Origin of the sequence: Streptomyces sp. NPDC017676, assembly GCF_044329325.1 — a bacterium.
Taxonomy (GTDB): domain Bacteria; phylum Actinomycetota; class Actinomycetes; order Streptomycetales; family Streptomycetaceae; genus Streptomyces.
Genome location: NZ_JBIRJA010000004.1, coordinates 281,117 through 306,791, shown reverse-complemented (window position 1 = coordinate 306,791; position 25,675 = coordinate 281,117). Strand labels below are relative to the sequence as shown.

General features: G+C 73.6%; 23 protein-coding genes. 14 read left to right on the top strand and 9 right to left on the bottom strand.

Annotated elements, in window-relative coordinates:
* Nucleotides 1-425: 425 nt before the first annotated feature.
* The gene (gene yicI / locus ACH4LD_RS11465; RefSeq protein ID WP_398053987.1) at nt 426-2,696 is read right to left on the bottom strand and encodes an alpha-xylosidase; all 2,271 of its coding nucleotides are present in this window, start codon (nt 2,694-2,696) and stop codon (nt 426-428) included.
* 279 nt (nt 2,697-2,975) lie between these two features.
* Here yicI and ACH4LD_RS11460 point away from each other — a divergent pair, with 279 nt between their 5' ends.
* The 5 genes from ACH4LD_RS11460 (at nt 2,976) to ACH4LD_RS11440 (ending at nt 8,748) form a co-directional block, all read left to right on the top strand.
* Complete coding sequence (locus ACH4LD_RS11460; RefSeq protein WP_398053986.1) at nt 2,976-4,250, top strand: ABC transporter substrate-binding protein; 1,275 nt, start codon at nt 2,976-2,978, stop codon at nt 4,248-4,250.
* An 11-nt stretch (nt 4,251-4,261) separates the two neighbouring features.
* Complete coding sequence (locus tag ACH4LD_RS11455; RefSeq protein ID WP_398053985.1) at nt 4,262-5,215, top strand: carbohydrate ABC transporter permease; 954 nt, start codon at nt 4,262-4,264, stop codon at nt 5,213-5,215.
* A 5-nt stretch (nt 5,216-5,220) separates the two neighbouring features.
* Nucleotides 5,221-6,048 (top strand): carbohydrate ABC transporter permease, encoded by an 828-nt coding sequence (locus ACH4LD_RS11450; RefSeq protein ID WP_398053984.1) that lies wholly within the window; start codon nt 5,221-5,223, stop codon nt 6,046-6,048.
* Between the two features lie 32 nt (nt 6,049-6,080).
* Entirely contained in the window at nt 6,081-7,478 is a 1,398-nt protein-coding gene (locus ACH4LD_RS11445; protein ID WP_398053983.1) for a GH1 family beta-glucosidase, read from the top strand.
* 280 nt (nt 7,479-7,758) lie between these two features.
* Nucleotides 7,759-8,748 (top strand): NAD-dependent epimerase/dehydratase family protein, encoded by a 990-nt coding sequence (locus tag ACH4LD_RS11440; RefSeq protein WP_398053982.1) that lies wholly within the window; start codon nt 7,759-7,761, stop codon nt 8,746-8,748.
* Nucleotides 8,749-8,767: 19 nt separating this feature from the next.
* On the opposite strand, the gene ACH4LD_RS11435 is transcribed toward ACH4LD_RS11440, so the two are convergent.
* Nucleotides 8,768-9,877, bottom strand: coding sequence for a sensor histidine kinase (locus ACH4LD_RS11435; RefSeq protein ID WP_398053981.1), 1,110 nt, complete (start codon nt 9,875-9,877; stop codon nt 8,768-8,770).
* 1 nt (nt 9,878) lies between these two features.
* Entirely contained in the window at nt 9,879-10,661 is a 783-nt protein-coding gene (locus tag ACH4LD_RS11430) for a response regulator transcription factor (protein ID WP_398053980.1), read from the bottom strand.
* 124 nt (nt 10,662-10,785) lie between these two features.
* On the opposite strand from ACH4LD_RS11430, the gene ACH4LD_RS11425 reads away from it, so the two are divergent.
* From ACH4LD_RS11425 to ACH4LD_RS11415, 3 genes are read left to right on the top strand one after another with little or no spacing between them, the layout of a single operon-like run.
* A complete protein-coding gene (locus ACH4LD_RS11425) occupies nt 10,786-11,490 on the top strand; it encodes a glycosyltransferase family 2 protein (protein ID WP_398053979.1) in 705 nt (234 codons plus the stop codon).
* The gene (locus ACH4LD_RS11420; RefSeq protein ID WP_398053978.1) at nt 11,487-12,119 is read left to right on the top strand and encodes a DUF2064 domain-containing protein; all 633 of its coding nucleotides are present in this window, start codon (nt 11,487-11,489) and stop codon (nt 12,117-12,119) included. The genes ACH4LD_RS11425 and ACH4LD_RS11420 overlap by 4 nt, the downstream gene beginning before the upstream one ends.
* 28 nt (nt 12,120-12,147) lie before the next feature.
* A complete protein-coding gene (locus ACH4LD_RS11415) occupies nt 12,148-13,089 on the top strand; it encodes a class I SAM-dependent methyltransferase (protein ID WP_398053977.1) in 942 nt (313 codons plus the stop codon).
* A gap of 313 nt (nt 13,090-13,402) precedes the next feature.
* On the opposite strand, the gene ACH4LD_RS11410 is transcribed toward ACH4LD_RS11415, so the two are convergent.
* Nucleotides 13,403-14,668 (bottom strand): molybdopterin-dependent oxidoreductase, encoded by a 1,266-nt coding sequence (locus ACH4LD_RS11410; RefSeq protein ID WP_398053976.1) that lies wholly within the window; start codon nt 14,666-14,668, stop codon nt 13,403-13,405.
* 112 nt (nt 14,669-14,780) lie between these two features.
* On the opposite strand from ACH4LD_RS11410, the gene ACH4LD_RS11405 reads away from it, so the two are divergent.
* Nucleotides 14,781-16,130 (top strand): hypothetical protein, encoded by a 1,350-nt coding sequence (locus tag ACH4LD_RS11405; protein WP_398053975.1) that lies wholly within the window; start codon nt 14,781-14,783, stop codon nt 16,128-16,130.
* 269 nt (nt 16,131-16,399) lie between these two features.
* On the opposite strand, the gene ACH4LD_RS11400 is transcribed toward ACH4LD_RS11405, so the two are convergent.
* Nucleotides 16,400-17,098 carry a chaplin gene (locus tag ACH4LD_RS11400; protein ID WP_398053974.1) on the bottom strand — a complete coding sequence of 233 codons (699 nt, stop codon included), beginning with the start codon at nt 17,096-17,098 and terminating at the stop codon, nt 16,400-16,402.
* 274 nt (nt 17,099-17,372) lie between these two features.
* Here ACH4LD_RS11400 and ACH4LD_RS11395 point away from each other — a divergent pair, with 274 nt between their 5' ends.
* Entirely contained in the window at nt 17,373-19,031 is a 1,659-nt protein-coding gene (locus ACH4LD_RS11395; RefSeq protein WP_398053973.1) for a catalase, read from the top strand.
* Nucleotides 19,032-19,103: 72 nt separating this feature from the next.
* Here the strand turns inward: ACH4LD_RS11395 and ACH4LD_RS11390 are convergent, their stop codons facing one another.
* Nucleotides 19,104-19,961, bottom strand: a complete 858-nt coding sequence (locus ACH4LD_RS11390) for an MBL fold metallo-hydrolase (RefSeq protein ID WP_398053972.1) — start codon at nt 19,959-19,961, stop codon at nt 19,104-19,106.
* 275 nt (nt 19,962-20,236) lie between these two features.
* Here ACH4LD_RS11390 and ACH4LD_RS11385 point away from each other — a divergent pair, with 275 nt between their 5' ends.
* The 4 genes from ACH4LD_RS11385 (at nt 20,237) to ACH4LD_RS11370 (ending at nt 22,676) form a co-directional block, all read left to right on the top strand.
* Entirely contained in the window at nt 20,237-20,797 is a 561-nt protein-coding gene (locus ACH4LD_RS11385) for a DUF2243 domain-containing protein (RefSeq protein ID WP_398053971.1), read from the top strand.
* The gene (locus tag ACH4LD_RS11380; RefSeq protein ID WP_398053970.1) at nt 20,797-21,627 is read left to right on the top strand and encodes a cytochrome c oxidase assembly protein; all 831 of its coding nucleotides are present in this window, start codon (nt 20,797-20,799) and stop codon (nt 21,625-21,627) included. Before ACH4LD_RS11385 ends, ACH4LD_RS11380 begins: the two co-directional genes overlap by 1 nt.
* Nucleotides 21,628-21,741: 114 nt before the next feature.
* Nucleotides 21,742-22,230, top strand: a complete 489-nt coding sequence (locus tag ACH4LD_RS11375; protein WP_398053969.1) for a MarR family winged helix-turn-helix transcriptional regulator — start codon at nt 21,742-21,744, stop codon at nt 22,228-22,230.
* On the top strand, nt 22,227-22,676 hold the full coding sequence (locus tag ACH4LD_RS11370; protein WP_398053968.1) for a MarR family transcriptional regulator: 450 nt from the start codon (nt 22,227-22,229) through the stop codon (nt 22,674-22,676). The genes ACH4LD_RS11375 and ACH4LD_RS11370 overlap by 4 nt, the downstream gene beginning before the upstream one ends.
* Nucleotides 22,677-22,803: 127 nt before the next feature.
* On the opposite strand, the gene ACH4LD_RS11365 is transcribed toward ACH4LD_RS11370, so the two are convergent.
* From ACH4LD_RS11365 to ACH4LD_RS11355, 3 genes are read right to left on the bottom strand one after another with little or no spacing between them, the layout of a single operon-like run.
* Nucleotides 22,804-23,745, bottom strand: coding sequence for a M56 family metallopeptidase (locus tag ACH4LD_RS11365; protein ID WP_398053967.1), 942 nt, complete (start codon nt 23,743-23,745; stop codon nt 22,804-22,806).
* Nucleotides 23,746-23,751: 6 nt separating this feature from the next.
* Nucleotides 23,752-24,150, bottom strand: a complete 399-nt coding sequence (locus ACH4LD_RS11360) for a BlaI/MecI/CopY family transcriptional regulator (protein ID WP_365707261.1) — start codon at nt 24,148-24,150, stop codon at nt 23,752-23,754.
* A gap of 49 nt (nt 24,151-24,199) precedes the next feature.
* A complete protein-coding gene (locus ACH4LD_RS11355) occupies nt 24,200-25,600 on the bottom strand; it encodes a PepSY-associated TM helix domain-containing protein (RefSeq protein WP_398053966.1) in 1,401 nt (466 codons plus the stop codon).
* Nucleotides 25,601-25,675: the final 75 nt, after the last annotated feature.

Sequence of the window (25,675 nt, the reverse complement as noted above, 5' to 3'; positions counted from 1 at the left end):
GTGGACCGACGTGACCACGTTCTCGTTGACGTCGTGCACCACTCCGTGGCCGTCGCGCACCGTCGGCAGCTTGACGTTTCCTGCCGGTGAACTTGGCCTCCACGAAGAGCCGGACCGGCAGCGAGAACGGCGGTACGTACCGGAACTCCCGAGCGCGTCCGCCAGGCGCCCCTGCCGCGCACGGCGAGCCCGCTGGGCCGTTGTCGAGGACGCGGTGTGCGGGGTTCGTCTCCTTGTCGTCCGCCGCGGAGAGCAGCTCGTACCCGCTCGACCGCAGAAGCCAGGCGACGACCTCTTCCAGTAAGTAGCCCCGCAGGACCCTCTCGTGAACCGTGCCCGGACAGTAGCCGCAGCCACTGACACCCCGGTCGGCGGCGGCGGCCGGAACTCCGGTCACCGCCGCCGCTCTCCGTGCGGCTCGTCGGTCAGCGCAGCGGGACCGTCACCTCGCCCCTGCCCCCGGCGCTCGCTCCCCCGGCGACGCGCACGGTGAAGGGGCGGTCGGTGCCCTCCGCGGTGACGCGCAGCAGGTCGCCGTCACGGCGGACGTGGAACGCCGCGGCCGGCGCACCCGTCAGGTCGGGGACGCCGACCTGACGGGTGTACGTCGCCGAGGCCGGCGGGTGGACCAGCAGCACCAGGTCGTCGAGCCAGTCGCCGTCGGGGCGCTGGTCGTCGGTGGCCAGCGGCAGGACGGCGCCCTCGCGGACGTAGAGCGGGAGGCTGTCGTAGCCGTGCCGTTCGCTGCGCCACACCGGGCCGGTGACCCGCTCGCCGCTGAGGAGGTGGGTCCAGGTGCCCTCGGGGAGGTAGAGCTCCACCTCGCCGTCCTCGCTGAACACCGGGGCGACCAGGAGGTCGGCGCCCAGCATGTACTGGCGGTCCAGCGGGCGGCAGGCCGGGTCGTGCGGGAACTCCAGGACCATGGGCCGCATCACCGGGACGCCGGTGCGGTGGGCCTCGACGGAGGCGCCGTACAGGTAGGGCATGAGGCGGTGCTTGAGCAGGGTGAACCGCCGGGCGACGTCGACGGCCTCCTCGCCGAACGCCCACGGCACCCGGTAGGACGACGATCCGTGCAGCCGGCTGTGGGAGGACAGCAGGCCGAAGGCCAGCCAGCGCTTGAAGACCGCCGGGTCGGGCGTGCCCTCGAAGCCGCCGATGTCGTGGCTCCAGAAGCCGAAGCCGCTCAGCGACAGGGACAGGCCGCCCCGGAGCGACTCGGACATGGCCTCGAAGGACGACCAGCAGTCGCCGCCCCAGTGCACGGGGTACTGCTGACCGCCGGCCGTCGCGGAGCGGGCGAAGAGCACGGCCTCGCCCTGTCCGCGCTCCTTCTCCAGGAGTTCGAACACGGTCTGGTTGTACAGGTGGGTGTAGTAGTTGTGCATCCGCTCCGGGTCGGAGCCGTCGTGCCAGACGACATCGGTGGGGACGCGCTCGCCGAAGTCCGTCTTGAAGCAGTCCACGCCCTGGTCCAGCAGCGGCTTCAGCTTGGACTGGAACCATGCGCGCGCGTCGGGGCTGGTGAAGTCGACCAGTCCCATGCCGGCCTGCCACAGGTCCCACTGCCACACGTCACCGTCCGGCCGGCGCACCAGGTGCCCGAGCGCGGCGGCCTCCTCGAACAGCGGGGACTTCTGCGCGATGTACGGGTTGATCCAGGCGCTGATCTTCAGCCCCTTGGCCTTCAGCCGGGCGAGCATGCCCTCGGGGTCGGGGAAGACCTCGGGGTCCCATTCGAAGTCGCACCACTGGTACTCGCGCATCCAGAAGCAGTCGAAGTGGAAGACGGACAGCGGGATGCCGCGCTCGGCCATGCCGTCCACGAACGACGTCACGGTCCGCTCGTCGTAGTCCGTCGTGAAGGACGTGGTCAGCCACAGGCCGAAGGACCAGGCGGGCGGCAGGGCCGGGCGGCCGGTGAGGGCGGTGTAGCGGGTGAGGACGTCCTTCGGGGTGGGGCCGGCGACGACGTAGTACTCCAGCGTCTGGTCCTCGACGCTGAACTGCACCTGCCCTACGGCCTCGGAGCCGACCTCGAAGGAGACCGCGCCGGGGTGGTTGACGAAGACGCCGTAGCCGCGTGAGGACAGGTAGAAGGGGATGTTCTTGTAGGCCTGCTCGCTGCTGGTGCCGCCGTCGGCCTGCCAGATGTCGACCACCTGGCCGTTCTTGACGAACGGGGTGAAGCGCTCGCCGAGGCCGTAGACCTGCTCGCCTACGCCGAGCGCGAGCTGGGTGAGGACGTGGTGGCCGCCGTCGTCGGTGGTGGCGAAGGCGGTGCCCTTGCGGCCCGCCCGGGTCAGCTCCCGCCCGTCCGCGTCGTGGAAGGTCAGCGACCACGGGGCGGCCCGGTCCAGGCGCAGGGTCAGCGGGCCGCTGGTCAGCTCGGTGACGGCGCCGTCCCGACGGACCTCGCCCGCCCCGCCGGGCTCGGCCGCGAGGGCGAAGTCCGGCCCGGGACGGCGCTTGCCGGCGTGGTGGGTGACCCGCACGCCGATGACGCCCTCGGCGGGTGAGAAGCAGTCGACGGTGAGGAGCGGCGCGTTGAGCGTGTCCCCTCTGCGCGTCACCTTCTGCACGGAGGCGTAGGCGGTGAAGCGCTTCGATTCGACGCGCACGTCGCGCGCCTCGGTGGCGTACGCGACCTGGACACCGTCGCGGATGCGCCAGAACCCGTTGGTGAACTTCATGGTCTTCCTCGGGGGAGCGGGGCTGTTCGGCGGGGACGGCGGAGGCTGTCGCCCGGCGGGTTGATCGTACACAGAAGAAATCGTTGTCAAGCCGGCTTCACGCGGCCATTACCGCTCTGACCTGCACCTTCTTTATCAAGTTGTCGAGTGCCACTTCGCTGCGTGTCCGGACGAACACACATGGGGGTCTAGCGTGACACCCTGGATTGACGTATTAGTCATCAGGCCAAACAAAAGCCCCGGCGACGAAGCCGGGCACACGACAGCAAGGGCCGCAGCATGTCGAAGCGCTTCAATCGCATTCCTGAGAGGTCTCCGGTCGCCAGGCGCCCGGGACGCTCCCGCAGGGTCGTGGCACCATTCACCGCCGTGTCGGTCCTGGTCGCCGGGGCGGCCCTGACCGGATGCGGTCAGCAGCGTGACGGCGACGTCTACACCGTGATGAACTCGTCGACCGACGAGACCTACCACCGCTGGGACGCCGAGGCGATGGCCCGCTGCGGCAAGCGGCTCGGCGTCACCATCGAGCAGCAGAGCGTCCCTGCCGCGCAGGTGATGACGAAGGCGCTGCGCATGGCGTCGTCGAAGTCGCTGCCCGACATCGTCCAGTTCGACGCGTCGGAGATGCCGACGTTCGCCGAGGCGGGCGGACTGGTCGACCTCAGGACGCTCGGCCTGAGCACCCGGGACATCCCCCGGGGCATCGTGAACTTCGGCTCGTACAAGGGGACGTACTACGGCGCGGCCCGGTCGGTGAACACCCTGGCGCTGTTCTACAACAAGGACGTCCTCGACCAGGCCGGCGTGAAGGTCCCCACCACCTGGGACGAACTGCGCAGGGCCGCGAAGAAGCTCACCGGGGGCAAGCGGTACGGACTGGCGCTCAGCGCGGGCGGCGCGGAGGACGGCGTCTTCCAGTTCACGCCGTTCATGTGGTCCAACGGCGGCGACGAGACGAAACTGGACAGCCCGCAGGTCGCCGGCGCGCTCGACTACTGGAAGGCCCTGCTGGCGGACGGCTCGCTGTCGAAGTCGACGGTCAGCTGGACGCAGGCGGACGTCAATGACCAGTTCATGGCCGGCAACGCCGCGATGATGATCAACGGCCCCTGGCAGGTCGAGACGCTCAACACGAAGAAGTCGCTGCACTGGGGCATCGCGAAGATCCCGGTCCCCCGGACGGGAGCGCCCTCCGTCGGCCCGCTCGGCGGTGCCGTGCTCACCGTGCCGAACACCGGTGACAAGGCGCGGGAGAAGCGGGCCGGCGAGATCGTCGCCTGTCTGGCGAGTCAGAAGGAGCAGCTGACCTACGCGCTCAACAGCTGGATGGTCCCGGCGAACGCCAAGGCCGCCGCCGTCTGGCGCAAGCGGGTGCCCGAGCTGGACGCGCTCGCCGACCAGGTGGCCGCCGCCCGGTCCCGCACCGCCAAGCTCGGCGCCGGCTGGCCGAGCGTGTCGCTCGCCCTGCAGAGCGCCTTCCAGTCCGCCCTGACCGGCCAGTCCAGCGAGGCCGCCCTGAAGCGCGCCCAGCAGCGGGCCACGAGCGGGAACTGAGGTAAGCCACCATGACCACGTCCATCGTCACCGCCCAGGCGCCCGGGAAGGCGTCCAGGACGGCCGCCGCGCCGGACCCGGCCCGGCTGCGCCGCCGCCGCAGACTGGCCCAGTGGGGGTTCGTCGCCCCCGCGGTCGTCTTCATGCTGCTGTTCTTCGGCTATCCGCTCGTCCGCAACGTCGTGATGAGCTTCCAGCACTTCACACCGAAGACGTTCTTCACCGGTGAGGCGCCGTTCAACGGCGCCGACAACTGGTCGAACGTGTTCCGGGACCCGCTGTTCGGCAAGGCGCTGTGGCACACCCTGGTCTTCACCGCCGGGTCGCTGCTCGGCCAGTTCTGCATCGGGCTGGCGCTCGCGGTGTTCTTCAGCCGCCGCTTCCCGCTGAACGGTGTCCTGCGGTCCCTGATCCTGCTGCCCTGGCTGGTGCCCATGGTGGTGTCCGGCATCGTGTGGCGCCGCATCCTCGACCAGGACACGGGCGTCCTGAACTCGTTCCTCGACACGCTGGGCCTCGGCGGCCACACCCCGTGGCTGACCAGCCCCAACATGGCCCTGCTGTCGGTGATCCTGGTCAACATCTGGATCGGCATCCCGTTCAACATGGTCATCCTCTACGGCGGTCTCCAGGAGATCCCCAGGGAGCTGTACGAGGCCGCCTCCCTGGACGGCGCCTCCGCCTGGCGGACGTTCCGCTCCATCACCCTGCCGCAGCTGAGGCCCGTGATCACCGTCGTCCTCGTGCTCGGGTTCATGTCGACGGTGAAGATCCTCGACCTGATCCTCGCCCTCACCGACGGCGGCCCGGCCGACGCCACCCAGACCCTGGGCACGCTGACCTACCAGAACTCGTTCGTACGGCTCGACTTCGGCGCGGGCGCGGTCGTCGGCAACGTACTCATCCTTGTCTCCGCGGTGTTCGCGGTGTTCTACCTGCGGGCCAACCGCACCGAGGGGAAGTGACGTCCATGGCCGCTCGTACGCCCACGACATCCGGGCGCCGCTGGGGTTCGACCCTCGCCGGTGTGCTCATCCTGTGCGTGATGCTGTTCCCGCTGTACTGGATGCTCAACACCGCCCTCCAGCCCGCCTCGGGTCTGCTCCAGGTCGACCCGGTGCCCGGCAGCCTGGACCTGTCCGGCTTCTCCAAGGCCCTGGACGACCAGGGCGGTCACCTGCTGACCTCACTGGTGGTCTCGCTCGGCGCGGTCGTCATCTGCCTGGCGGTGTCCGCCCCGGCGGCCTACGGGCTGGCCCGGTTCGGCCTGCGCGGCTCGCGGACGATCGTGTTCGGCACGCTGATCACCCAGATGGTGCCGGGCATCGTCATCGCCAACGCGCTCTACAACTCGTACGTCGACCTCGGCCTGGTCAACTCCTACGTCGGCCTGATGCTGGCGGACGCCTCGCTCGGCATCCCGTTCTCGATCGTGCTGATGCGGTCCTTCATGGTGTCGATCCCGGGTGAGGTGATCGAGGCGGCGCAGATGGACGGCGCCGGGCCGGTGCGGACGTTCCTGCGGGTGGTGCTGCCGATGAGCCGCAACTCCCTGATCACGTCGGGCCTGTTCGCCTTCCTCTTCTCGTGGAGCGACTTCATGTTCGCCCTCACGCTGAACACCACCGACGACGTCAAGCCGGTCACGCTGGGCATCTACCAGTACATCGGCGCGCACGTCGGTGACTGGGGCTCGGTGATGGCCGCGTCCGTGCTGTCCGCCGTGCCCGCCGCGATCCTGCTCGTGCTCGCCCAGAAGTACATCGCCGCCGGCATCACCGGCGGTTCCGTCAAGTGACCCGCCCCACCCCACCCCTGGAAACGGCCTTCATGACTGACTTCCCCGACGCCACCGACTTCCCCGGCTTCCCGCCCGGCTTCGTCTTCGGTGCCGCGACGGCCTCGTACCAGATCGAGGGCGCGGCGCGGGAGGACGGCCGCGGGCCGTCGATCTGGGACACCTACAGCCACACGCCGGGCCGGACGGCGAACGGCGACACCGGAGACGTGGCCTGCGACCACTACCACCGCTACCGGGAGGACGTGGCGCTGCTGCGCGACCTGGGCGTGGACTCGTACCGCTTCTCCATCGCCTGGCCGCGGATCGTGCCCGACGGATCCGGCCCGGTGAACCCGAAGGGGCTGGACTTCTACTCCCGGCTCGTCGACGAACTGCTCGCGGCCGGCATCGAGCCGGCCGCCACCCTCTACCACTGGGACCTGCCGCAGGCCCTGGAGGACCGGGGCGGCTGGCGGGTGCGGGAGACGGCGGAGCGGTTCGCCGAGTACACGGCTGTCGTCGCCGAGCACCTGGGCGACCGGGTGCCGCGCTGGATCACCCTCAACGAGCCGTGGTGCAGCGCCTTCCTCGGCTACTCCGTGGGCCGGCACGCGCCCGGCGCGCGGGAGGGCCGGGGCGCGCTGGCCGCCGCGCACCACCTGCTCGTCGGCCACGGCCTGGCCGTCGACGCGCTGCGGGCGGCCGGGGCGCGCGAGATCGGCATCACGCTCAACCTCGACCGCAACCTGCCGGCCGGCGACTCCCCCGCCGACCGCGCGGCCGTGGTCCGCGCCGACACCCAGCACAACCTGCTGTGGACCGAGCCGATCCTCGCGGGCCGCTACCCGGCCACCGAGGAGGAGACCTGGGGCGAGCTGATCACCGGCGCGGACTTCCGGCGGGACGGCGACCTGGAACTGATCTCCCGGCCGCTGGACTTCCTCGGCGTCAACTACTACCGGCCCATCGTGGTCGCCGACGCCCCGCACCGCGAGCCCGACCCGGCCCGGCGGGTGGCCACGGACAACCGCTACACGGAGGTCAGGTTTCCGGACGTGCGGCACACGGCGATGGACTGGCCGGTGGTCCCCGGCTCCTTCACCGACCTGCTGGTCCAGCTCAAGGAGCGGTACGGGGACGCGCTGCCGCCCCTCCACATCACGGAGAACGGTTCGGCGGAGGACGACGCGCTCTCCGCCGACGGCGCGGTGCACGACACCGACCGGGTGGCCTACCTGCGCGACCACCTCACCGCGCTGCGCGCCGCGATGGACGCCGGCGTCGACGTCCGCGGCTACTACGTCTGGTCGCTGCTGGACAACTTCGAGTGGGCCTTCGGCTACGACAAGCGCTTCGGGATCGTCCGGGTCGACTACGACACCCAGCGCCGCACTCCGAAGGACAGCTACCACTGGTACAGGGCGCTGATCGCCGCGCAGCGGGGGTGACGCGGGTTCCCGGCGGACGCGCCGCGTCAGGGCGCTGCCGAGAGCACTCCGGCGTAGCGGCCGGTGACGCGGCCGTCGCCCGGGTGCGCCGTGATCACGGTGTCGGTCCCGCCGTCGAGCCGGAAGACCAGCGCCGGGCCCCGGGAAGCTGTCGCGCACGGGCCGCGAGACCACCTCGCGCCGCTGAACCGCCTCCCCCGGCGCCGCGCCGTCTTACGGAGTCGTGACGTGCGGGCGCGGCCTCGGCGGCCCGGTGCGGCGGCGGGCCTAGCGTGGGGGCATGCGGGTACTGGTCACCGGCGGCGCCGGGTTCATCGGGTCTCATGTGGTCGAGGCGCTGACGGCGCGCGGGCACGAGCCGGTCGTGTTCGACGTGCGTACGGATCCGGCCGCCGACGTGCGTGACGCCGAGGCGGTCGCGCGGGCCGTGGCCGGTGTGGACGCCGTCTGCCACCAGGCCGCGATGGTCGGGCTCGGGAAGGGGTTCGGGGACGCGGCGGAGTACGTCTCCCGCAACGACCTGGGCACCGCCGTCCTCCTCTCGGCCATGGCCGGGGCGGGGGTGCGGCGCCTCGTGCTGGCCGGGTCCATGGTGGTGTACGGCGAGGGACGGTACGTGTGCCCGCGCGACGGGGTCGTACGGCCGGGCCCGCGGGACGTCGCCGATCTGGACGCGGGGCGGTTCGAGCCGAGGTGCCCGGTGTGCGGCGCGGCACCGGCCCCCGGCCTGGTCGGCGAGGACGCGCCGGCCGACCCGCGCAACGTGTACGCCACGACCAAGCTGGCGCAGGAGCACCTGGCCGCCGCCTGGGCCCGGTCGACCGGCGGGTCCGCCGTGTCGCTGCGCTACCACAACGTGTACGGGCCCCGGATGCCCCGCGACACCCCCTACGCCGGCGTCGCCTCCTTCTTCCGGTCCGCGCTCGCCCGGGGTGAGGCACCCCGCGTCTTCGAGGACGGGCGGCAGCGCCGGGACTTCGTGCATGTCCGGGACGTGGCCGCGGCCAACGTCGTGGCGCTGGAGGCGGGGTCCGCGCAGGGCGCGCTGACCGCGTACAACACCGGCAGCGGGGAGCCGCACACCGTCGGGGAGATGGCCCGCGCGCTGGCCGACGCCCACGGCGGTCCCGTGCCGGTCGTCACCGGGGAGTACCGGCTGGGCGACGTACGGCACATCACCGCGGACTCCTCACGGCTGCGGGCCGAACTGGGCTGGAAGCCGGAGGTCGGCTTCCAGGAGGGCATGCGGGAGTTCGCGGCCTCGGGATGACCGGGGCGGGGACGTCTCCTCAGGGGGCCGGCGGGAGCGTGACCTCGAAGCGGCAGCCGCCGGGGATGTTGTGTACGGTGGCCCGGCCCTGGTGGGCCTCCACGATCCCGCGCACGATGGCGAGGCCCAGACCCGCGCCGGCGGGCGGGGTGCGGGCGTGGGTGCCGCGCCAGCCGGTGTCGAACACGCGGGGCAGGTCCTCCTCCGGGATGCCGCCGCAGCCGTCCGTCACGGAGAGCACCACGCCGTCGGGTGAGCGCTCGGCGGCTACCGCGACGGTGCCGTCGGCGGGCGTCCGGCGGATGGCGTTGACCAGCAGGTTGCCCAGGACGCGGCTCATCTCCTTGGCGTCGACCTCGACCGGGACCGGCTCCACCCGGTCGCCGACCAGCCGTACGCCGTGGGCGCGGGCGAGCGGGTCGGCTCCCGCGAGGGCGTCGCCGACGAGGTCGTAGAGCGAGATCCGGGACGGGCTCAGCGGGAGCGTGCCGGCGTGGATGCGGGAGAGTTCGAAGAGGTCGCCGACCATGTCGTTGAGGCGCTCGACCTCGGTGCGGATCTGTTTCAGATAGCGGCCGGGGTCGTCGGCGACGCCGTCCTCCAGGGCCTCCGACATGGCGCGCAGACCGGCGAGCGGGGTGCGCAGGTCGTGGGAGATCCAGGCGACGAGTTCCCGGCGTGAGGTCTCCAGCAGGCGTTCCCGTTCCCGGGACTCGGCGAGTCTCGCACTGGTGGCGGCCAGTTCACGGCTCAGTTCGGCCAGTTCGGCGGTGGCCGGGCCCTCGGGGGCGGCGAAGTCGCCGGCCTCGCCGAACGAGCGTGCCGCCATGGCGAGTTCGTGACTGCGGGCGACGACCCAGCGGCCCAGTACGAGGGCGGTCGCCAGGGAGACCACGGCCGCCATGGCGACGACCGTCGTCACCACGGTCAGGTCGTGGGCGGACAGGAACATCGCCCAGGCGACGGCGAGGGTGCCGGCCAGCACACCGCCCACGCCGACCGCCGCGATCACGGCGAGGGACACGGTGAGCGAGCGGCGCCGCAGCAGCCGGAGCGCGGTGGCCCCGGCCAGGCCGGTGACGGCGGCCCCGGCGAAGGCGAGCAGGGCGATGACGACGATGTCGCGCACGTCAGTCCTCCTCTTCCGCGCCGCTCGGCTCGAAGCGGTAGCCGACGCCCCACACGGTCTGGATCAGGCGCGGCCGGGCGGGGTCGTCCTCGACCTTGCCGCGCAGCCGGCGGATGTGGACCGTCACGGTGGACAGGTCGCCGAAGTCCCAGCCCCACACCTCGCGCATCAGCTCCTCCCTGCCGTAGGCCCTCCCCGGGTGCCGCAGGAAGAAGGCGAGGAGGTCGAACTCCCGCAGGGTGAGGGCGAGTTCGGTGCCGTTCTTGGTGGCGCGGCGGGCGGCCGGGTCGATGGTGACGCCGGCCGCGGTCAGCGGGCCGGTGCCCGTGCCGGGCAGTGCGCGGCGCAGCACCGACTGCACCCGCAGGACCAGTTCACGGGGGCTGAACGGCTTGGTCACGTAGTCGTCGGCGCCGACCTCCAGACCCGTGATGCGGTCGTCCTCGTCACCGCGGGCGGTGAGCATGACGACGGGGACGGGGGCCCGCGCGCGCAGCCGCCGGCAGACCTCAAGGCCGTCCATGCCGGGCAGCATCAGGTCCAGCACCACCAGGTCCGGCCAGTGGGCGGCGGCTCGGCTGAGGGCGGTGGGGCCGTCGGCGGCGCGGTCGACCACGTATCCGGCGCGGCCGAGGTACCCGGCGACGATCTCGGCGACGGTCGCGTCGTCGTCCACGACCAGGACCCGGGCGGCACCGGGGACGGACCGGGGAGCCGGTGCGGCGGTGTCGGGTGCGGCCCCGTCCATGGCTGGGCGCCCGGCGGGCACGTGCGGCTGCTGCATGCCTCCAGCCTCGCACCGGGCCACGACGAGTGTCCCACCCCTGGCCCGCTCCCGGCCCGGACGTCCGCGTTTCGTAAGCAGCGCCGGCCCGATATGTCGGGTTCCCGTTCGTAGGGTGAACGGCGTGACCCCCTCATCCCCCTCATCGGCGGCGAGCGTGGACGTGGTGCTGCCCTGTCTGGACGAGGCTGAGGCCCTGCCCTGGGTGCTCGCCCGCATCCCGGCGGGCTGGCGCGCCCTCGTGGTGGACAACGGCTCCACCGACGGCTCCGCGGACATCGCCCGCGCCCTCGGCGCGACCGTCGTGCAGGAGCCGCGGCGCGGTTTCGGCGCCGCCTGCCACGCCGGGCTGACCGCCGCCACCGCCGACGTCGTCTGCTTCTGCGACTGCGACGCCTCCCTCGACCCCGGACACCTCGTGCCCTTCGTCCGGGACGTCCTCGACGGCCGGGCCGACCTGGTCCTGGGCCGGCGGCGGGCGCGGACCCGGGGTGCCTGGCCCGCGCACGCCCGGGCCGGCAACTTCGCGCTCGCCCGGCTGCTGCGCCGCCGTACCGGGCTACGGCTGCACGACCTCGGCCCCCTGCGGGCCGCCCGCCGGGAGCCGCTGCTGGCGCTCGGTCTCAGCGACCGGCGCAGCGGCTACCCGCTCCAGATGGTGGTGCGCGCGGCCGACGCGGGCTGGCGGATCGCCGAGCACGACGTGCCGTACCTCCCCCGCACCGGCGCCTCCAAGGTCACGGGCACCTGGCGCGGTACCTGGCAGGCGGTGCGGGACATGAGCCGCGTGCTGGCCGAGCCGCCGGCCGACGGGAGGACCGCACCGTGACCACGCTGCTCGTGATCGCGAAGGAACCGCTGCCGGGGCGCGTCAAGACGCGGCTCACCCCGCCGTTCACCCCGGCCGAGGCGGCTGAGCTCGCCGAGGCTTCGCTCGCCGACACCCTGCACGCCGTCGCGGCGACCCCCGCCGACCGGCGCGTCCTGGTGCTGGACGGGAGCCCCGGCCCCTGGCTGCCGCCCGGCTTCGACGTCGTACCGCAGTGCGCGGGCGGGCTGGACCTGCGGCTGGCCGACGCGTTCGCGCGGTGCGCCGGTCCCGCCCTGCTCATCGGCATGGACACCCCGCAGGTGACCCCGGAGCTGCTCACCGTGGACTTCGCGGGGTACGACGCCTGCTTCGGGCCGGCGGAGGACGGCGGCTTCTGGGCGCTGGGGCTGGCCGAGCCCGACCCGGCTCTGCTGCGGGGCGTGCCCATGTCGACGCCGTGGACGGGTGCCGTCCAGCGGCGGCGGCTGCTGGCCGCCGGGCTGCGGGTGCGCGAGCTGCCCCGGCTGCGGGACGTGGACACGGCCGCCGACGCGGTGGCGGTCGCCGCCCGGGCGCCGCACGGCCGGTTCGCCGCCCGGCTGGCCCGGTGCACCGGGCACCCCGCCGGCCCCGGCGCGGGGCGATGAGCAGCCGGTGCCAGGCTCGGGAGGAGCCATGAGCACCCGGCGCGGGGACCGGGCGCTGCTCTCGCCGTGCCGGGCCCTGGCCCGCGCCCTGGGTGTACTCGGGGCGGGGCCCGGTGCGGCGAGCGCGGGCACCTCCCACGCCCTTCAGGCAGTGGGGGAGCGTGCACGGCGTCGCGCGGCAGACGGGAGTCTGACGACAGGGCCCAGCACCCCGCCGGTCGTCCCCTGGGCCGGGGCCGGCCCCTACGCCGTCGCCCTGCGCACCGGGCGTGGCCCGCTGTTCCTGCGCCGGACGGACGGCTGGCTGCTGCCGCTGGAGGTCGAGCGCTGGTGCGCGCAGGCGGACCGGGCCGACCGGGCGGTGCTCGACCGGTGCGAGGGTGCCGTGCTCGATGTCGGCTGCGGACCGGGGCGGCTGGTGGCGGAACTCGCCGCCCGGGGCCGTACCGTCCTCGGCATCGACGTCAGCGAGGCCGCCGTCGAGCACACCGTACGGCTCGGCGGCCAGGCGCTGCGGCGCTCGGTGTTCGAGCCGCTGCCCGGCGAGGGGCGCTGGGGCACCGTGCTGCTGATGGACGGCAACGTCGGCATCGGGGGCGATCCGCGCGCCCTGCTGGACCGGGTGGCCCGGCTGCTGCGGCCCGGTGGTCTGCTGATCGCCGAGACGGCCGCGGTGGACGTCGACGAACGGTACGAGGTGCAGCTCGTCGACGGCACCGGCGTGGAGACGGGCGGCCATGGCGCCTTTCCGTGGGCGCGGCTCGGCACCCCGGCCCTGCTGCGGTACGCGGGCCGGGCGGGCTGGCGGACCGCCGGTCAGTGGACGACCGGCCGGCGCCGCTTCGTCGCCCTGCGCAGCCGCAGCTCCCGCAGCGCCAGCAGCAGCGCCGAGCCGGCGAACAGCGCCGCGCTGATCAGCAGCCAGCGGGCGAGGAAGCCGTCCGCGGACAGGCCGGTGGCGGACCGGTAGGGCCGGTCCACCATGCCGGTGATCAGCGGGAACCACACGAGCAGCAGCAGTCCGGACAGGGCGGCCGGGACCCGGACGTACAGGGTCCGCTCCCGCAGCCCGGCGGTGCCGAGAGCGCGGACGACGGCCCGGTCCGCCACCGCGTACAACGGCAGCAGCACGAGATCGTGCAGCAGGGCCGCGCCCACCAGCCACAGCGCCACCCCCTGCCAGTCTCCCGCGAACAGCCGTACGCCGGCATAGCCGGCGAGCGCGAAGGAGCAGGCGAGCAGCAGGATCTGGAAGGGGCTGCCGAGGGTCGGGCGCGGGCGCATCACAGTTCTCCGAAGGTCAGCCGGGCCACCCACTTGGTGTTGAGCACACCGGGCGCCGCCGGCACGATGATCCGCGCCGGACGGCCGTGGTCGGGGGACAGTTCCTCGCCGTTGACGTACAGGGCGAGCAGGGAGCGCGGGTCGGCCACCTGGTTGGCGCGCAGGGCCGCCCGGCGGAAGGCCCCGCGCCGCTGGAGCGACTCCACGAACAGGTCCGGCGGATCGCCGTCGTACCCGACGAGCGCGGCGAGGTCGCGCAGCCGCACCCCGCGCCACCACTGGTCCTCCGTGGACCAGCCCTCGACGCAGGCGATGGGCAGCGCCGAGCTGTGCAGCGGCATGCGGAGCAGCTGGGCGCGGCTGAGGCGGACCGTTCCGGTGCGGCCGGTGACGACGAGCCGCCAGGCCTCCTCGCCGGTCTCCGCCGCGTCGATCCCGGCGTAGGCGGCCGTCTTGTTGATCTGGAAGCCGTTCGGCCCGCGGCCGGGGTCGGCTCCGCCGTGCGGGGCGAGGAGGGCGGTGCGACGCAGCACGCCCCCGATGCTCTGGCCCGCCGTGGTGACCAGGAGCAGCAGCGAGGCGCCCCCGACGAACCACAGCGCCCCGCGCCGGGAGACGGTCGGCGGCAGCGGGCGGGGTGACACCAGTTCCCCCGGCTCCGGCGCACGGGACACCGGCTCCCCCCGCTCCTCGCGCCGCCGGCGCAGGCTTCGTACGGCGGTCGGCAGTTTCAGCGCCGCGTGGGCCACGAACGCGGCGAAGAACACCCAGGCGCCGTAGAAGTGCAGCGGGTAGAAGGAGCCGGGGAAGACGTAGTCGAGCTGGACGTTGAGGACGCCGGTGGTGAACTCGAACAGTCCGCCGCCGACGAGGAGGAGCAGGGAGATCCGCTCCAGGGCGTGGGCGAGCGAGCGGGCCGGGGGCAGGGCGAACAGCCTCGGCACGACCGACCAGAGTTTGGCCAGCAGGACCGGGATCAGGGTGATGCCGAGGGTGACGTGCAGCCCCTGGGTGAGCCGGTACAGCCAGTACGGGTTCGTCGGCCAGGCGAAGAGGTAGAAGCCGAGGATTCCCTTGTCCGGCGTCTGGTCGTTCACCCGTGCGAGGTCCGGGTTGTAGGCGGCGTAGGACACCAGGCCCGTCACGAACAGCACCGTGATGCCCACCAGCAGCACGATGCCGAGCACCGAGGTGAACCACGGGCCGCGCAGCGGGCTGCGCCAGAAACCGGGCGAGGAGGGGAGCCGTGGGTCGTCGTCTCGCATGCTCCGACGGTAGGCCGGAACCATCCCTGACCGTGGGCGCGACCCATGACGAAACGCTGACGTCGGGCCGCCGGTCCTCTCGTTCCCCCGATCGCCGCCCTAGCGTTCCGGTGTGACCCAGCCTCCCCCACGTGACCGGTACGCCGGCCTGGGCGCCGATCTCCGTGCCGCGTCGGCCGCCGCCCTGCTCGTCCTCGTCGCCGTGCTGGTCGGCCGGCACATCCAGGGCACCCGGCGCACCCTGTTCGTGCACTGGCCGCCGCTGCTCGCCGAGTGGGACCCGCATCTGGGCCCGGGCACCCCGGCCGCCGTGCTGGTGGCGGTCGTCGTGGTGGCGTACGGGCCCGCCATCGCCGCGCGGCTGCCGTGGCGCGGGCTGCTCCTCGCGGCCTGGGCCGCGGCGCTGGCGTGGACCTGGTCGCTGGCGCTGGTCGACGGCTGGCAGCGCGGTGTGGCCGGGCGGCTCACCACCCGCAACGAGTACCTGACGGTCATCGGACGCTTCCACGACCTCCCTGCCGCGCTGCGCGACTTCACCCACCACATCGTGAGCGGCTCCCCCGCTCCCTGGCCCGCGCACATCGCCGGGCATCCCCCAGGTGCCACCGTCACCTTCGTCCTCCTGGACCGGGCCGGGCTGCGCGGCGGCGGCTGGGCCGGTGCCTGGTGCGTCACCGTCGGAGCGACCGCCTGCGTGGCGGTGCTGGTGGCCGTGCGGGCGCTGGCCGACGAGCGCCTGGCCCGGCGGGCGGCGCCGTTCCTCGTCCTCGCCCCGGCCGCCGTGTGGGTGGGTGCGTCGGCCGACGGGTACTTCGCGGCGGTCGCCGCGTGGTCGGTGGCCCTGCTGGCCCTGGCGGTCACCGGACGGTCCGTGGCCTGGGCGGCGGGCAGCGGCCTGCTGTACGGCCTGACCTGCTACCTCTCGTACGGCCTGACGCTCTTCGCGCTGATCGGGGCCGCGGCGCTGGTGGCGGGACGGCGCCGGCCGCGACCGCTTCCGATCGTCCTCTTCCTGGCCGGGGCGGCGGTCGTCCCGACGGCGTTCACGCTCGCCGGGTTCGACTGGTGGGAGGGGTACCGGCTGCTGGTGACGCGCTACTACCAGGGTGTCGGCGGCATCCGCCCCTACGGCTACTGGGTGTGGGCCAACCTGGCCTGCACGGTGCTGGTCACCGGCGTGGCCACGGCGGCGGGGCTGCGGCGGACGGGCGTGTCCCTCGCCCGCCGTCGCACGGCCCCCCGGGCACAGGTCCGGCTGGCCCTCCTCGTGGCGGCGGCGCTGCTGGCCCTCCTGGCCGCCGACGTGTCCGGCATGAGCAAGGCGGAGACGGAACGCATCTGGCTGCCCTTCGCGATGTGGCTGCTCCCGGCCTGCGCGCTCCTGCCCCGCCCACGCGGCTGGCTCACCGCCCAGGCGACGCTCGCGCTGCTGCTCAACCACTTGCTGCTCACCGGGTGGTGAACCGGCCTGCGGGGGGGGCGTCGGCCGTCGGGGGCGAGGCGGCCACGTTCGCAGGGGCCCGGGGAGTACCCAAGCGGCCACGTTCGCGGGGGGCCCGGGCAGTGCGCGACCGCCCGGCGGCCGTTCACCGCCGGCCGACGGCCGCCGGCCAGCGCGTGCCCGCCCAGCCCTCCCGGGCCGGCCCGGCCGTGACGGACCGCCCGGCCGGGTGGCCGTCGGGCGTGCCTGGCCGGGAGCGACCCGGCCAGGGTGCCTCGCGGCGTCCGCGCTCAGGCCTCCCGGCCGGGCTTCGTCGGGCGGAAGCGGCGGTACAGGAGCGTTCCGCCCATCACTGAGGCCAGGCTCGCGGCGGCCGCCGCCCAGGCGGTGTCCGTTCCGGTGTGCGCCAGGGTGCCGGGCGGCTCGTGCCGTACGACGGGCGGGGTCGGCTTCGGCGCCGGGTGGGTGGCGGGGGGTTCCTGCGGCCGCGGGGGCTCGGAACGCACCGGCGGCGGAGTGACCCGGGTGGGCGGCTTGGGCGGGGTGGTCCGTTCGGGCTCGTCGGGGTGGTCCGGGGCGTTGACGGACGTGTTGCCGAAGACGGGGTTGCCGACGCCGACCACGTTCACGCTGTTGCCGCTGACGTTGACGGGCAGATCGACCGGCAACTGGACGCCGTTGCCGGAGACCACGCCCGGCGAGTCCTGCGTGCGGCTGTGGGCCGTCGCCCCGCTCGTCGCCGCGGGCTGCGTCTTCCCCTCGCTGCTGCCGCCGCCCTTGTTGGCGCACGTGTTGCCCACCGCGGGGTTGAGCAACCCCACCACGTTCACGGTGTTCCCGCAGACGTTCACCGGGAGGTGCACGGGCAACTGGATGCCGTTGCCCGAGATCAGCCCGGGCGAGCCGCCCGCGGAACCGTCCGCGGCGGAGTCGGCCTGCACCGGTCCCGCCACTGCCATCGCGCCGGACGCGGCGGCGATGGCGATCACACTGTTTCGGGTAGCCCGTTTCATGGGTTCCCTGCCCTTCCAGACACGGTCGCGGGCACTCACCCGCACCGGAGCAAACGCCGCCTCAAACGTGCAAGTTATGGTTTTTCAGCCTTTTGCCCTATACGGCGGCCAGTGAGCGCGTTCGCCCGGCCGCCGCGCCCGGAGCCGTACGGGGGTTCGGGACGGGCATGGCCGCGCGCCTTCGGGTACTCGCCCGGTGGTCGTGGCGACGCTTGTCGTACCGCCTCTCCCGTTTCTAGGAGCCCTCGACATGACAGACGTAGCAGGTACCGGTCCCGCCTCCGGAGACGACCGGAGGTTCCTGACCGATCGACAGGGCCACCCCGTCTATGACAACCAGAACCAGCGCACCGTCGGCGCCCGTGGGCCCGCGACGCTGGAGAACTACCAGTTCCTGGAGAAGATCAGCCACTTCGACCGGGAACGCATCCCCGAACGGGTGGTGCACGCCCGCGGGGTGACGGCGTACGGCTTCTTCGAGGCGTACGGCGCCTGGGGCGACGAGCCGATCGGCCGCTACACGCGCGCGAAGCTGTTCCAGGAGCGCGGCAAGCGCACCGACGTAGCCGTCCGCTTCTCCACCGTCATCGGCGGCCGTGACTCCTCGGAGGCGGCGCGCGACCCGCGCGGCTTCGCCGTCAAGTTCTACACGGAGGACGGCAACTGGGACCTCGTCGGCAACAACCTGGGCGTCTTCTTCATCCGGGACGCCATCAAGTTCCCGGACGTCATCCACGCCCTGAAGCCGGACCCGGTGGACTTCGAGCAGAAGCCGAACCGGATCTTCGACTTCATGTCGCAGACGCCCGAGGCCATGCACATGCTGGTCAACCTGTTCAGCCCGCGTGGTGTCCCCGCCGACTACCGCCACATGCAGGGTTTCGGCGTGAACACCTACAAGTGGGTGAACGCCGAGGGCAACACCGTGCTCGTCAAGTACCACTGGATGCCCAAGCAGGGCGTGCGCTCGATGACCGAGGAGGACGCCGCCAACGTCCAGTCCGGCTCCCTCGGTCACGCCACCAAGGACCTGTACGAGGCCGTCGAGCGGGGCGAGTACCCCGAGTGGGAGCTGCTCGTGCAGGTCATGGAGGACCACGAGCACCCCGAACTCGACTTCGATCCGCTGGACGACACCAAGACCTGGCCGGAGCAGGACTTCCCGCCGAAGCCGGTGGGCCGGATGGTGCTGGACCGGATGCCGGAGAACTTCTTCGCGGAGAACGAGCAGATCTCCTTCGGCACCGGTGTGCTCGTCGACGGCCTGGACTTCTCCGACGACAAGATGCTCGTCGGCCGGACCTTCTCCTACAGCGACACCCAGCGCTACCGGGTCGGCCCGAACTACCTCCAGCTGCCGGTCAACCAGGCGAAGAACGCCAGGGTGCGCACCAACCAGCGCGACGGGCTGATGACGTACCACGTCGACGGCGGCGGGGAGAATCCGAGCGTCAACTACGAGCCGTCGATCCGGGGCGGCCTGCGCGAGGCGGAGTACCCGGCCCACGACGAGCAGGGGCCCGAGGTCCGGGGCCGGCTCACCCGCAAGCGCATCCCCCGTACCAACGACTACCTCCAGGCGGGCCAGCGGTACCTGCTCATGGAGCAGTGGGAGCGCGACGACCTGGTGCGCAACCTGGTGGGTCAGCTCTCCCGGTGCGACCGGTCCGTCCAGGAGCGGATGGTGTGGCACTTCCTGCTGGTGGAGAACGACCTGGGGCTGCGGGTCGGCGAGGGCCTCGGCATCCGCCCGGAGGACGTCGCGGACCTGGAGCCGCTGGCCAGCCAGGACCTCACCGAGGAGGACAAGGAGCGGCTGGCGAACCTCGGCAAGAACCCGCCGCGGGACGTCGAGGGCCTCACCATGACGCACTGCGTCCCGGACGCGCGTCATGAGGTGACGAGGTGACCCGCTGAGCCCGCGCCCCTGAGGCTCCGCAGCGCCTGGCGCTCGGGAACGTCTGGCGCCCCGGAACGCCGGTCAGCTCACGACGGGCGCCGCCCCCGGCTCGGCCGCGAGCCGGGCGTGGCGCCCGCGCGGGCAGTGCACGATCCGGTCGCCGAGGCCGAGCCGGCCGGCCTCGGCCAGGAAGGCGGACAGGGGCGAGCGCATCACCGTGTACTCCTCGTAGTGCACGGGCAGGACGGCGCGGGGGCCGAGGCTCCGGGCCAGTTCCGCACCCTGCCGGCCGTCCATGGTGACCACGAAGCCGCCGGGGAGCGTGGTGCCGCCCAGGTGCAGGACGGCCAGGTCGGCGGCCGGGAAGCGGCGGGTGATCTCGTCGAGGCCGTCGTACGGCAGGGTGTCGCCGGACACGTACAGCCGGAGCCGCGGCGGGCCGCCCGCCGGGCCGAGCTCGATCATGCTGCCCATCACCGGGGGCAGCAGTCCCCGCAGCACCGGATGTCCGGCGTGGCGTCCGGGCAACGCCGTGACCGTGGCCTGGACCGGGCCCTGCCGGAGGGTGAACCCCCGCCAGGTGCGCAGTCCGGCCACCCGCTCGCGTCCGTGCAGCACCTTCAGGCGGCGCGCGGCGTGCGGGGTGCTCAGCACCGGGACCGAGGGGTCCAGGTGGCGTCGGGACCGGCGGTCCCAGTGGTCGCCGTGCAGATGGGACAGCACGATCCCGTCGAGGCGGGGCAGGTCCTCCGGTTCCAGGGCGGGCTCGGTCAGGCGCCGGCTCAGCAGGCCCTTGCCGAGGTAGGCGTACTGGCCGAGGTGCAGGAAGTTCGGGTCCGTGAGCAGGGTCAGCGGCCCGTAGCGCAGCAGAACGGTCGCGTTGCCGAGGAAGTGCAGGTCGACCGTGTCGTCGGTGGGTGGGTCCGTGGTACCGGGCATGGGTCCGTCGCCCTTCCGTCCGAGCCGTCGCAGGCACCCGCGCCCTCGCGGGCGTGCCGGGTTCCTCCCGTGCCGGGCGGGTACCCCCGGCGGGCGGACGGCATGAGCGGACCTGTTCCGGCCGGCCGGTTCCGTCGCCGTAGCGCCCGCCCGCGCACAGATGGCCGAGTGTGCCGCAGCGGTGGAGCCGGGGAGCTGGTAGCTCTCGTAGGGCAGCCGCTGCCGTACCCGCTCGACCGGGGGACCGACCGAGGAACCGACCGAGACGAGGAGCGATGACGACCACCGTGCGCGAGGCCGGAGCCCAGACGGCGCCACCCAGTCTCCGGCTGCCCGGCCTGCTGCTGGGAGTGGGGCTCGGCGGATTCGTCGACGGGATCCTGCTGCACCAGCTCCTCCAGTGGCACCACATGCTCACCAGTACCGACCACGACCACATCGGGGTGAGGTACTACGACCCGCACACCGTCTCCGGGCTGGAGATGAACACCGTGTGGGACGGCGTCTTCCACACCGTCTGCTGGCTCGCCGTCCTGGGCGGTCTCGCCGTCCTGTACGCCCGGGTGACCGCCGGCCGGCGCCAGGTGTGGGCCTCACGGGTGCTCTGGGGCTGGGTGCTGTCCGGCTGGGGTCTGTTCAACCTCGTGGAGGGCGTCCTCGACCATCACGTCCTGGGCATCCACCACGTCCGCGGCGGCCCTCACCAGGTGTGGTGGGACATCGGCTTCCTCGTGCTCGGCGCGCTGCTGCTGGCGGGGGGCATGCTCCTGCGGCGCGGCGCCCGGCCCTTCGATCCGGCCACGCCCCGCGCCGCACGGCCGGGACACGCCGTCTGATGGGCGACAGCACCCCGCACATGCACACGCACCCGCATCACACGGAGGGCGGCGGCGCGCTGGGGGTCCTGCTCCCGGCCCTGGCCCTGCTGGCGTGCGCGTGCGGCTATCTGCTGCTGGCGCGCCGGGTGCGCCGCCGGAACCCCGTGCGGGGCTGGAACCCCTGGCGCACGGCCGGTTTCTGCGCGGGCCTCCTCCTGCTGGCGGCGGCACTGCTGCCTCCCCTCGCCGCCTTCGCCCACCGTGACTTCCGCGGCCACATGGCCCAGCACCTGCTCATCGGCATGTACGCGCCGCTCGCCCTGGTGCTCGGCGCCCCGGCGACCCTGGCGCTGCGCGCCCTGCCCGCACCCCACGCCCGCCGCCTCACCGCGTTCCTGCACAGCGGCCCGGCCCGCCTGCTCGCCCACCCGGTGACCGGTCTGCTGCTGTCCACCGGCAGCCTCGCGCCGCTGTACTTCACCCCGCTCCACGACGCCGTCACGGCCCGCCCGGCCGGACACTGGCTGCTGCACGCGCACTTCCTGCTGGCGGGCTGCCTGTTCGCGCACGCCGTCGCCGGGCCCGACCCCGCCCCGGCCCGCCCCGGTGTCCGGGCCCGGCTGGTCTGCCTGGGCTGCGCCATCGCCGTGCACGCGAGCGTCGCGCAACTGATGTACGCCGGTTTCCGGGTGGCCGTCGACGCTCCCGTCACCCAGGTCCAGGGCGCTGCCGAGCTCATGTACTACGGCGGCGACATCGCCGAGCTCCTGCTGGCGGCGGCCCTGGTCGCCACCTGGCGCCCCGCACGCGGCGCGGTCGCGGGGGGCGTGGCGCGCCCTGCGCGGTAGGGCATGCGGTAGGCGAGCGGTAGCCATGCCGGTCGACATGGCCAGGGGATGGGAGCGGGCCAGGGACCGAAATTTTAGTAGCCATGTACATAGTAGCCATGTACTGTATGGGCCATGAGCAAGGTGTCCGAAGGAGCAACGCCCGGTTTCCTGCTGTGGCGGCTGTCGATGAAGTGGCGGGTCGCGGTGGACCGGGCGGTGGCTCCGCTCGGACTGACCCACGCGCAGTACTCCCTGGTGGCGTCGCTGTACGGCATGCAGCGCTCCGGACTGCGTCCCAGCCAGCGCCGACTCGCCGACCACACCGGCCTGGAGGCCCTGTACGTCTCCAAACTCGCCCGGGGCCTGGAAGCGGCCGGTCTCCTCGCACGTACCCGGGACCCGGCCGACCCACGGGCGGTCCAGCTCGCGCTCACCGAGCGGGGCCGCGAGACCACCCGGAAGGCGATCGACGTCGTCCAGGGACTGCTTCGCCAACTGCTGGCGCCCCTCGGCGGACCCGACAGTCCGCGCGCCCAGACGTTCACCCGGGAACTGACGGCCCTGCTCGACGCACCGCTTGACCCGTTCGGCACCACCGATCACGAGACGGAGCAGTCATGACCACCACCGCACCCCGCGTCGACAGCCGGGTCATCGGCCTCGCCCACTACGCCCTGCGCGCCGTCCTGGAGCGCGTCCTCGCCCCCCACGGCATCTCCTTCCTCCATTCCGTCGCGCTGCGCCTCGCGTCCCTCGCGGACGGGCCGGTCGAGCGGGCCGCCCTGGTGGACGGCGTCGTCGGCACGGTGAAGGTCGACGAGAGCGACGCCGGGCGCGCGATCGAAGACCTGACGGCCGCCGGGCTGCTCACCCCCGAGGGGCCGTCGGCCCTGCGGCTCACGGACGCGGGGCGCACGGTGTACACCACCAGCTCCGCCGAGGCCGCGACGGTCTCCGCCCGGCTGTACGCGGGCATTCCCGAGGAGGACCGGGCGGTGGCCGGCCGTGTGCTCGCCCTGCTCACCGAGCGGGCCGACGCGGAGCTGGCCGGCCTGCGGCAGCGGTAGGGCCACCTGTCACCCGAGAGGTGGCAGCCCGGGGGTTTCCCTCGGGCTCTCGAACGGTCCCGGGGTGCCCGCGGAAAGTGACATCAGCCCGCGCGATCCGGGCGCAGCCGCCCCAGCGCCTTCCTCGTCACAGCGGTGTCGCCGCGTGCAGGATCAGGAACAGGGTGACAGCGGAGTTCGCCGATGACATCGCCGACACCAGCGCCCCGGCGGCGGCGCCCCAGGCGGCCAGGCCGACCGAGGTGAACGCCGACGGCCAGGTCCGGGCCGCGGGAGCGGGGGCCAGCAGCGCCGCCACCCGGCGCGGCACGGGACCGGTCGCCGCCAGCGCGGCCACGGTCGGCACCGGTGTGCGCGGGGACAGCAGGGCCGCCTTGCCGATGGCGCGGGCGACCGTGCGCCGGTCGCCGACCGCGCGGGCCGCCTCCTCGTCCGCCCAGCGCTCGGCCGTGTAGACGACGGCCGTACGCAGGGGTCTCAGGAACGGGTTGGCTCGGGCCGCCAGGTGCGCGGCGAGCAGGTGGCGGTGGTGACGGGCGGTCAGATGGGCGCGCTCGTGGGCGAGGAGGGCGCGCCGCTCGGCGGGCGCCAGCCCGGCCAGCAGGGCCGTACTGACGGCGATCCGGCCCCGTCCCCGGCTGCGGCTCCCGGGGAGGGCGTACGCGTACGGTGTGCTGTCCGGCAGGACCGCGACCGTCGGCCCCGGCACCCCGGCGAGCGCGCGGTGGGCGCGGCGGGTGACCCGGTGGTGCCGCCACAGGGTGCGGGCACAGGCGGCGGCGACCACCGCGAGTGCGGGGATGGCGGCCCGGCCGGCCACCTCGTCGTGCGGGACGGCGGCCCGCACCTCGGGATCGGACCAGCCGTCCGGCAGCGGATTGCCGGGCAGTTGGGCGGTGCCGACCACCATCAGCAGGGCCAGGCACAGCGTGCTGCACCCGGCCATGACGACGGCGACCGCGGTCAGCAGCCGGGTCGCGGTGCGCGGGTGCAGCCTGGTCTCGGCGAGCCGGGCGACCGGCCACGCGGACAGCGGCAGCACCAGCGGCAGGAAGACGAAGACCCCCATGAGCGGTCAGTCCTCCGTGCCGCCGGCGTCCGGGCCGGGAATGTCGAGCAGGGCCCGCAGCACCTGTTCGTCGCCGGGCGGCAGGGCGGTGACGAAGCTGGCGAGGACCGCCTCACGGTCCCGCTCGCCGTCCAGCAGGCGGCGCATGCGCAGCGCGGCCAGCCGGGCCACGTCCGCCGTCGGCGTCCACAGGAAGGACCGTCCGTGCCGTTCGCGGGAGACGACGTCCTTGGCGAGCAGCCGGGTCAGGATGGTGACGACGGTGGTGTAGGCGAGGTCGCCGCCGAGGCGCTGCTGCACCCAGGCGGCCGTGACCGGTCCGTCCGCCTCGCGCAGCGCGCCGAGGACCTGGCCCTCCAGCTCCCCCTGCCCGCGCCTCCGGGCCCGGCCGCCTTCCCTCGTCATCCGTGGTTCCTCCCCCGTCTCGCGCCGCTCGCTCACTCGCCGTTCCACGCTACTTCACGCCACTGACACTCCCGTGGGCGCGGCGCCCGCGCCGGTGCGCGATCTCGCCGAGGAGGATGTCGACGGCGAGGAAACAGGCCAGCGGGACACCGAGCAGCGGCACGAACCAGCCGAGTACGGCGACGGCCGCGAGCGCCGGCACGAGCAGGTACGGCGGCACCTCCGCCCAGGCGCCGCGCGGGATCGGCCGGCCGAATGCGGTGCCCCGGCCGCGCTGCCACCACATGCGGTAGCCCCAGACGACGAGCAGGACCAGGGCGAGCACGAGCAGCGCGAGGGCGATCTGGTTGACGAGCCCGAAGAGGACGCCGGTGTGCAGGTCGATGCCCCAGCGGGTGAGCTTGGCGAGCAGCGGGTGGTCGGCGAACCGGAGTTCGTCGGTGACCTGTCCGGTGGCGGGGTCGACGGCGACGGAGTCCTGCTTCTCGGGCCAGCTCCGCTGGATCTGCCGGACCACGTAGGCGCTGTCGGCGTCCGCGGGCGGCACGATCTCCACCGGGTCGCCGAGCCCCTTCGCGCGGGCCGCGGCGAGGACCCGGTCCAGGCCCACGCCGGGCTCGGCCGTGCCGCCGGCGGAGGCCGCCCGGCCGTGGCCCGCGTGGTCGCCGCCGGCCGCGGCCGTCGAGACGGACGGGGTGGCCTGGCCGAGCGAGGTGCGCAGCTCGTCGATGTTCGCGCCGGCGTACGCCGACCAGGTCAGGCCGGTCGCGGACAGGAACAGGAACCCGGCGGCGGTCCAGACGCCGACGGTGCCGTGCAGGCCGAGGGTGCGGCGCCGGCCGCTGGTGCCGCGCACCCTGCGCAGGGCACGGCGCCGGGAGAACCACAGCACCAGACCGCCGCCCGCGATCACCCACAGCCAGCTGGCGGCCAGCTCGCTGTAGAGCCGGCCGGTCTCGCCCAGGTGCAGATCGCGGTGCAGCTCGTCGATCCAGGTGCGCAGGGGCAGCGCGCCCGTCGCACCGTACTGTTCGAGGGCGCCGCGGACCGTGCCGGTGTACGGGTCCACGAACACGGCGAGGGTGTGCTCCTGGTCGACGCCCTCGACCCCGGTGAGCAGCACCCGGGTCGTGGCGCCGGGCTCGGGCGCGGGGCGGACGGCCGCGACGGTGCCCTCCGGGTGGGCCTTGCGGGCGGCGGCCACCTGGGCGGAGACGGGCAGCTCGCGCTCGCCGGCCGGAACGGTCAGCTCGTGGCCGTACACGAGCTTCTCCGCCTGGAAGGAGCCCGCGTACAGCAGGCCGGTGACGGCGGCGATCAGCAGGAAGGGGGCGACGAGCACGCCGGCGTAGAAGTGCAGGCGCAGCACGAGGGGGCGCAGGGGCGCCCAGCGGCCGCGGGTGGCGGGGCGGGAGGCCTCGGCCGGGGTGGCCGGGGGAGCGGTGGTCATCGGCGGGCTTCTCCGGGGCTCGGTGCGAAAAGCGAGGGCGGTCCAGTAGTCGGACCGCGAAAGGGCTGAGTTCCC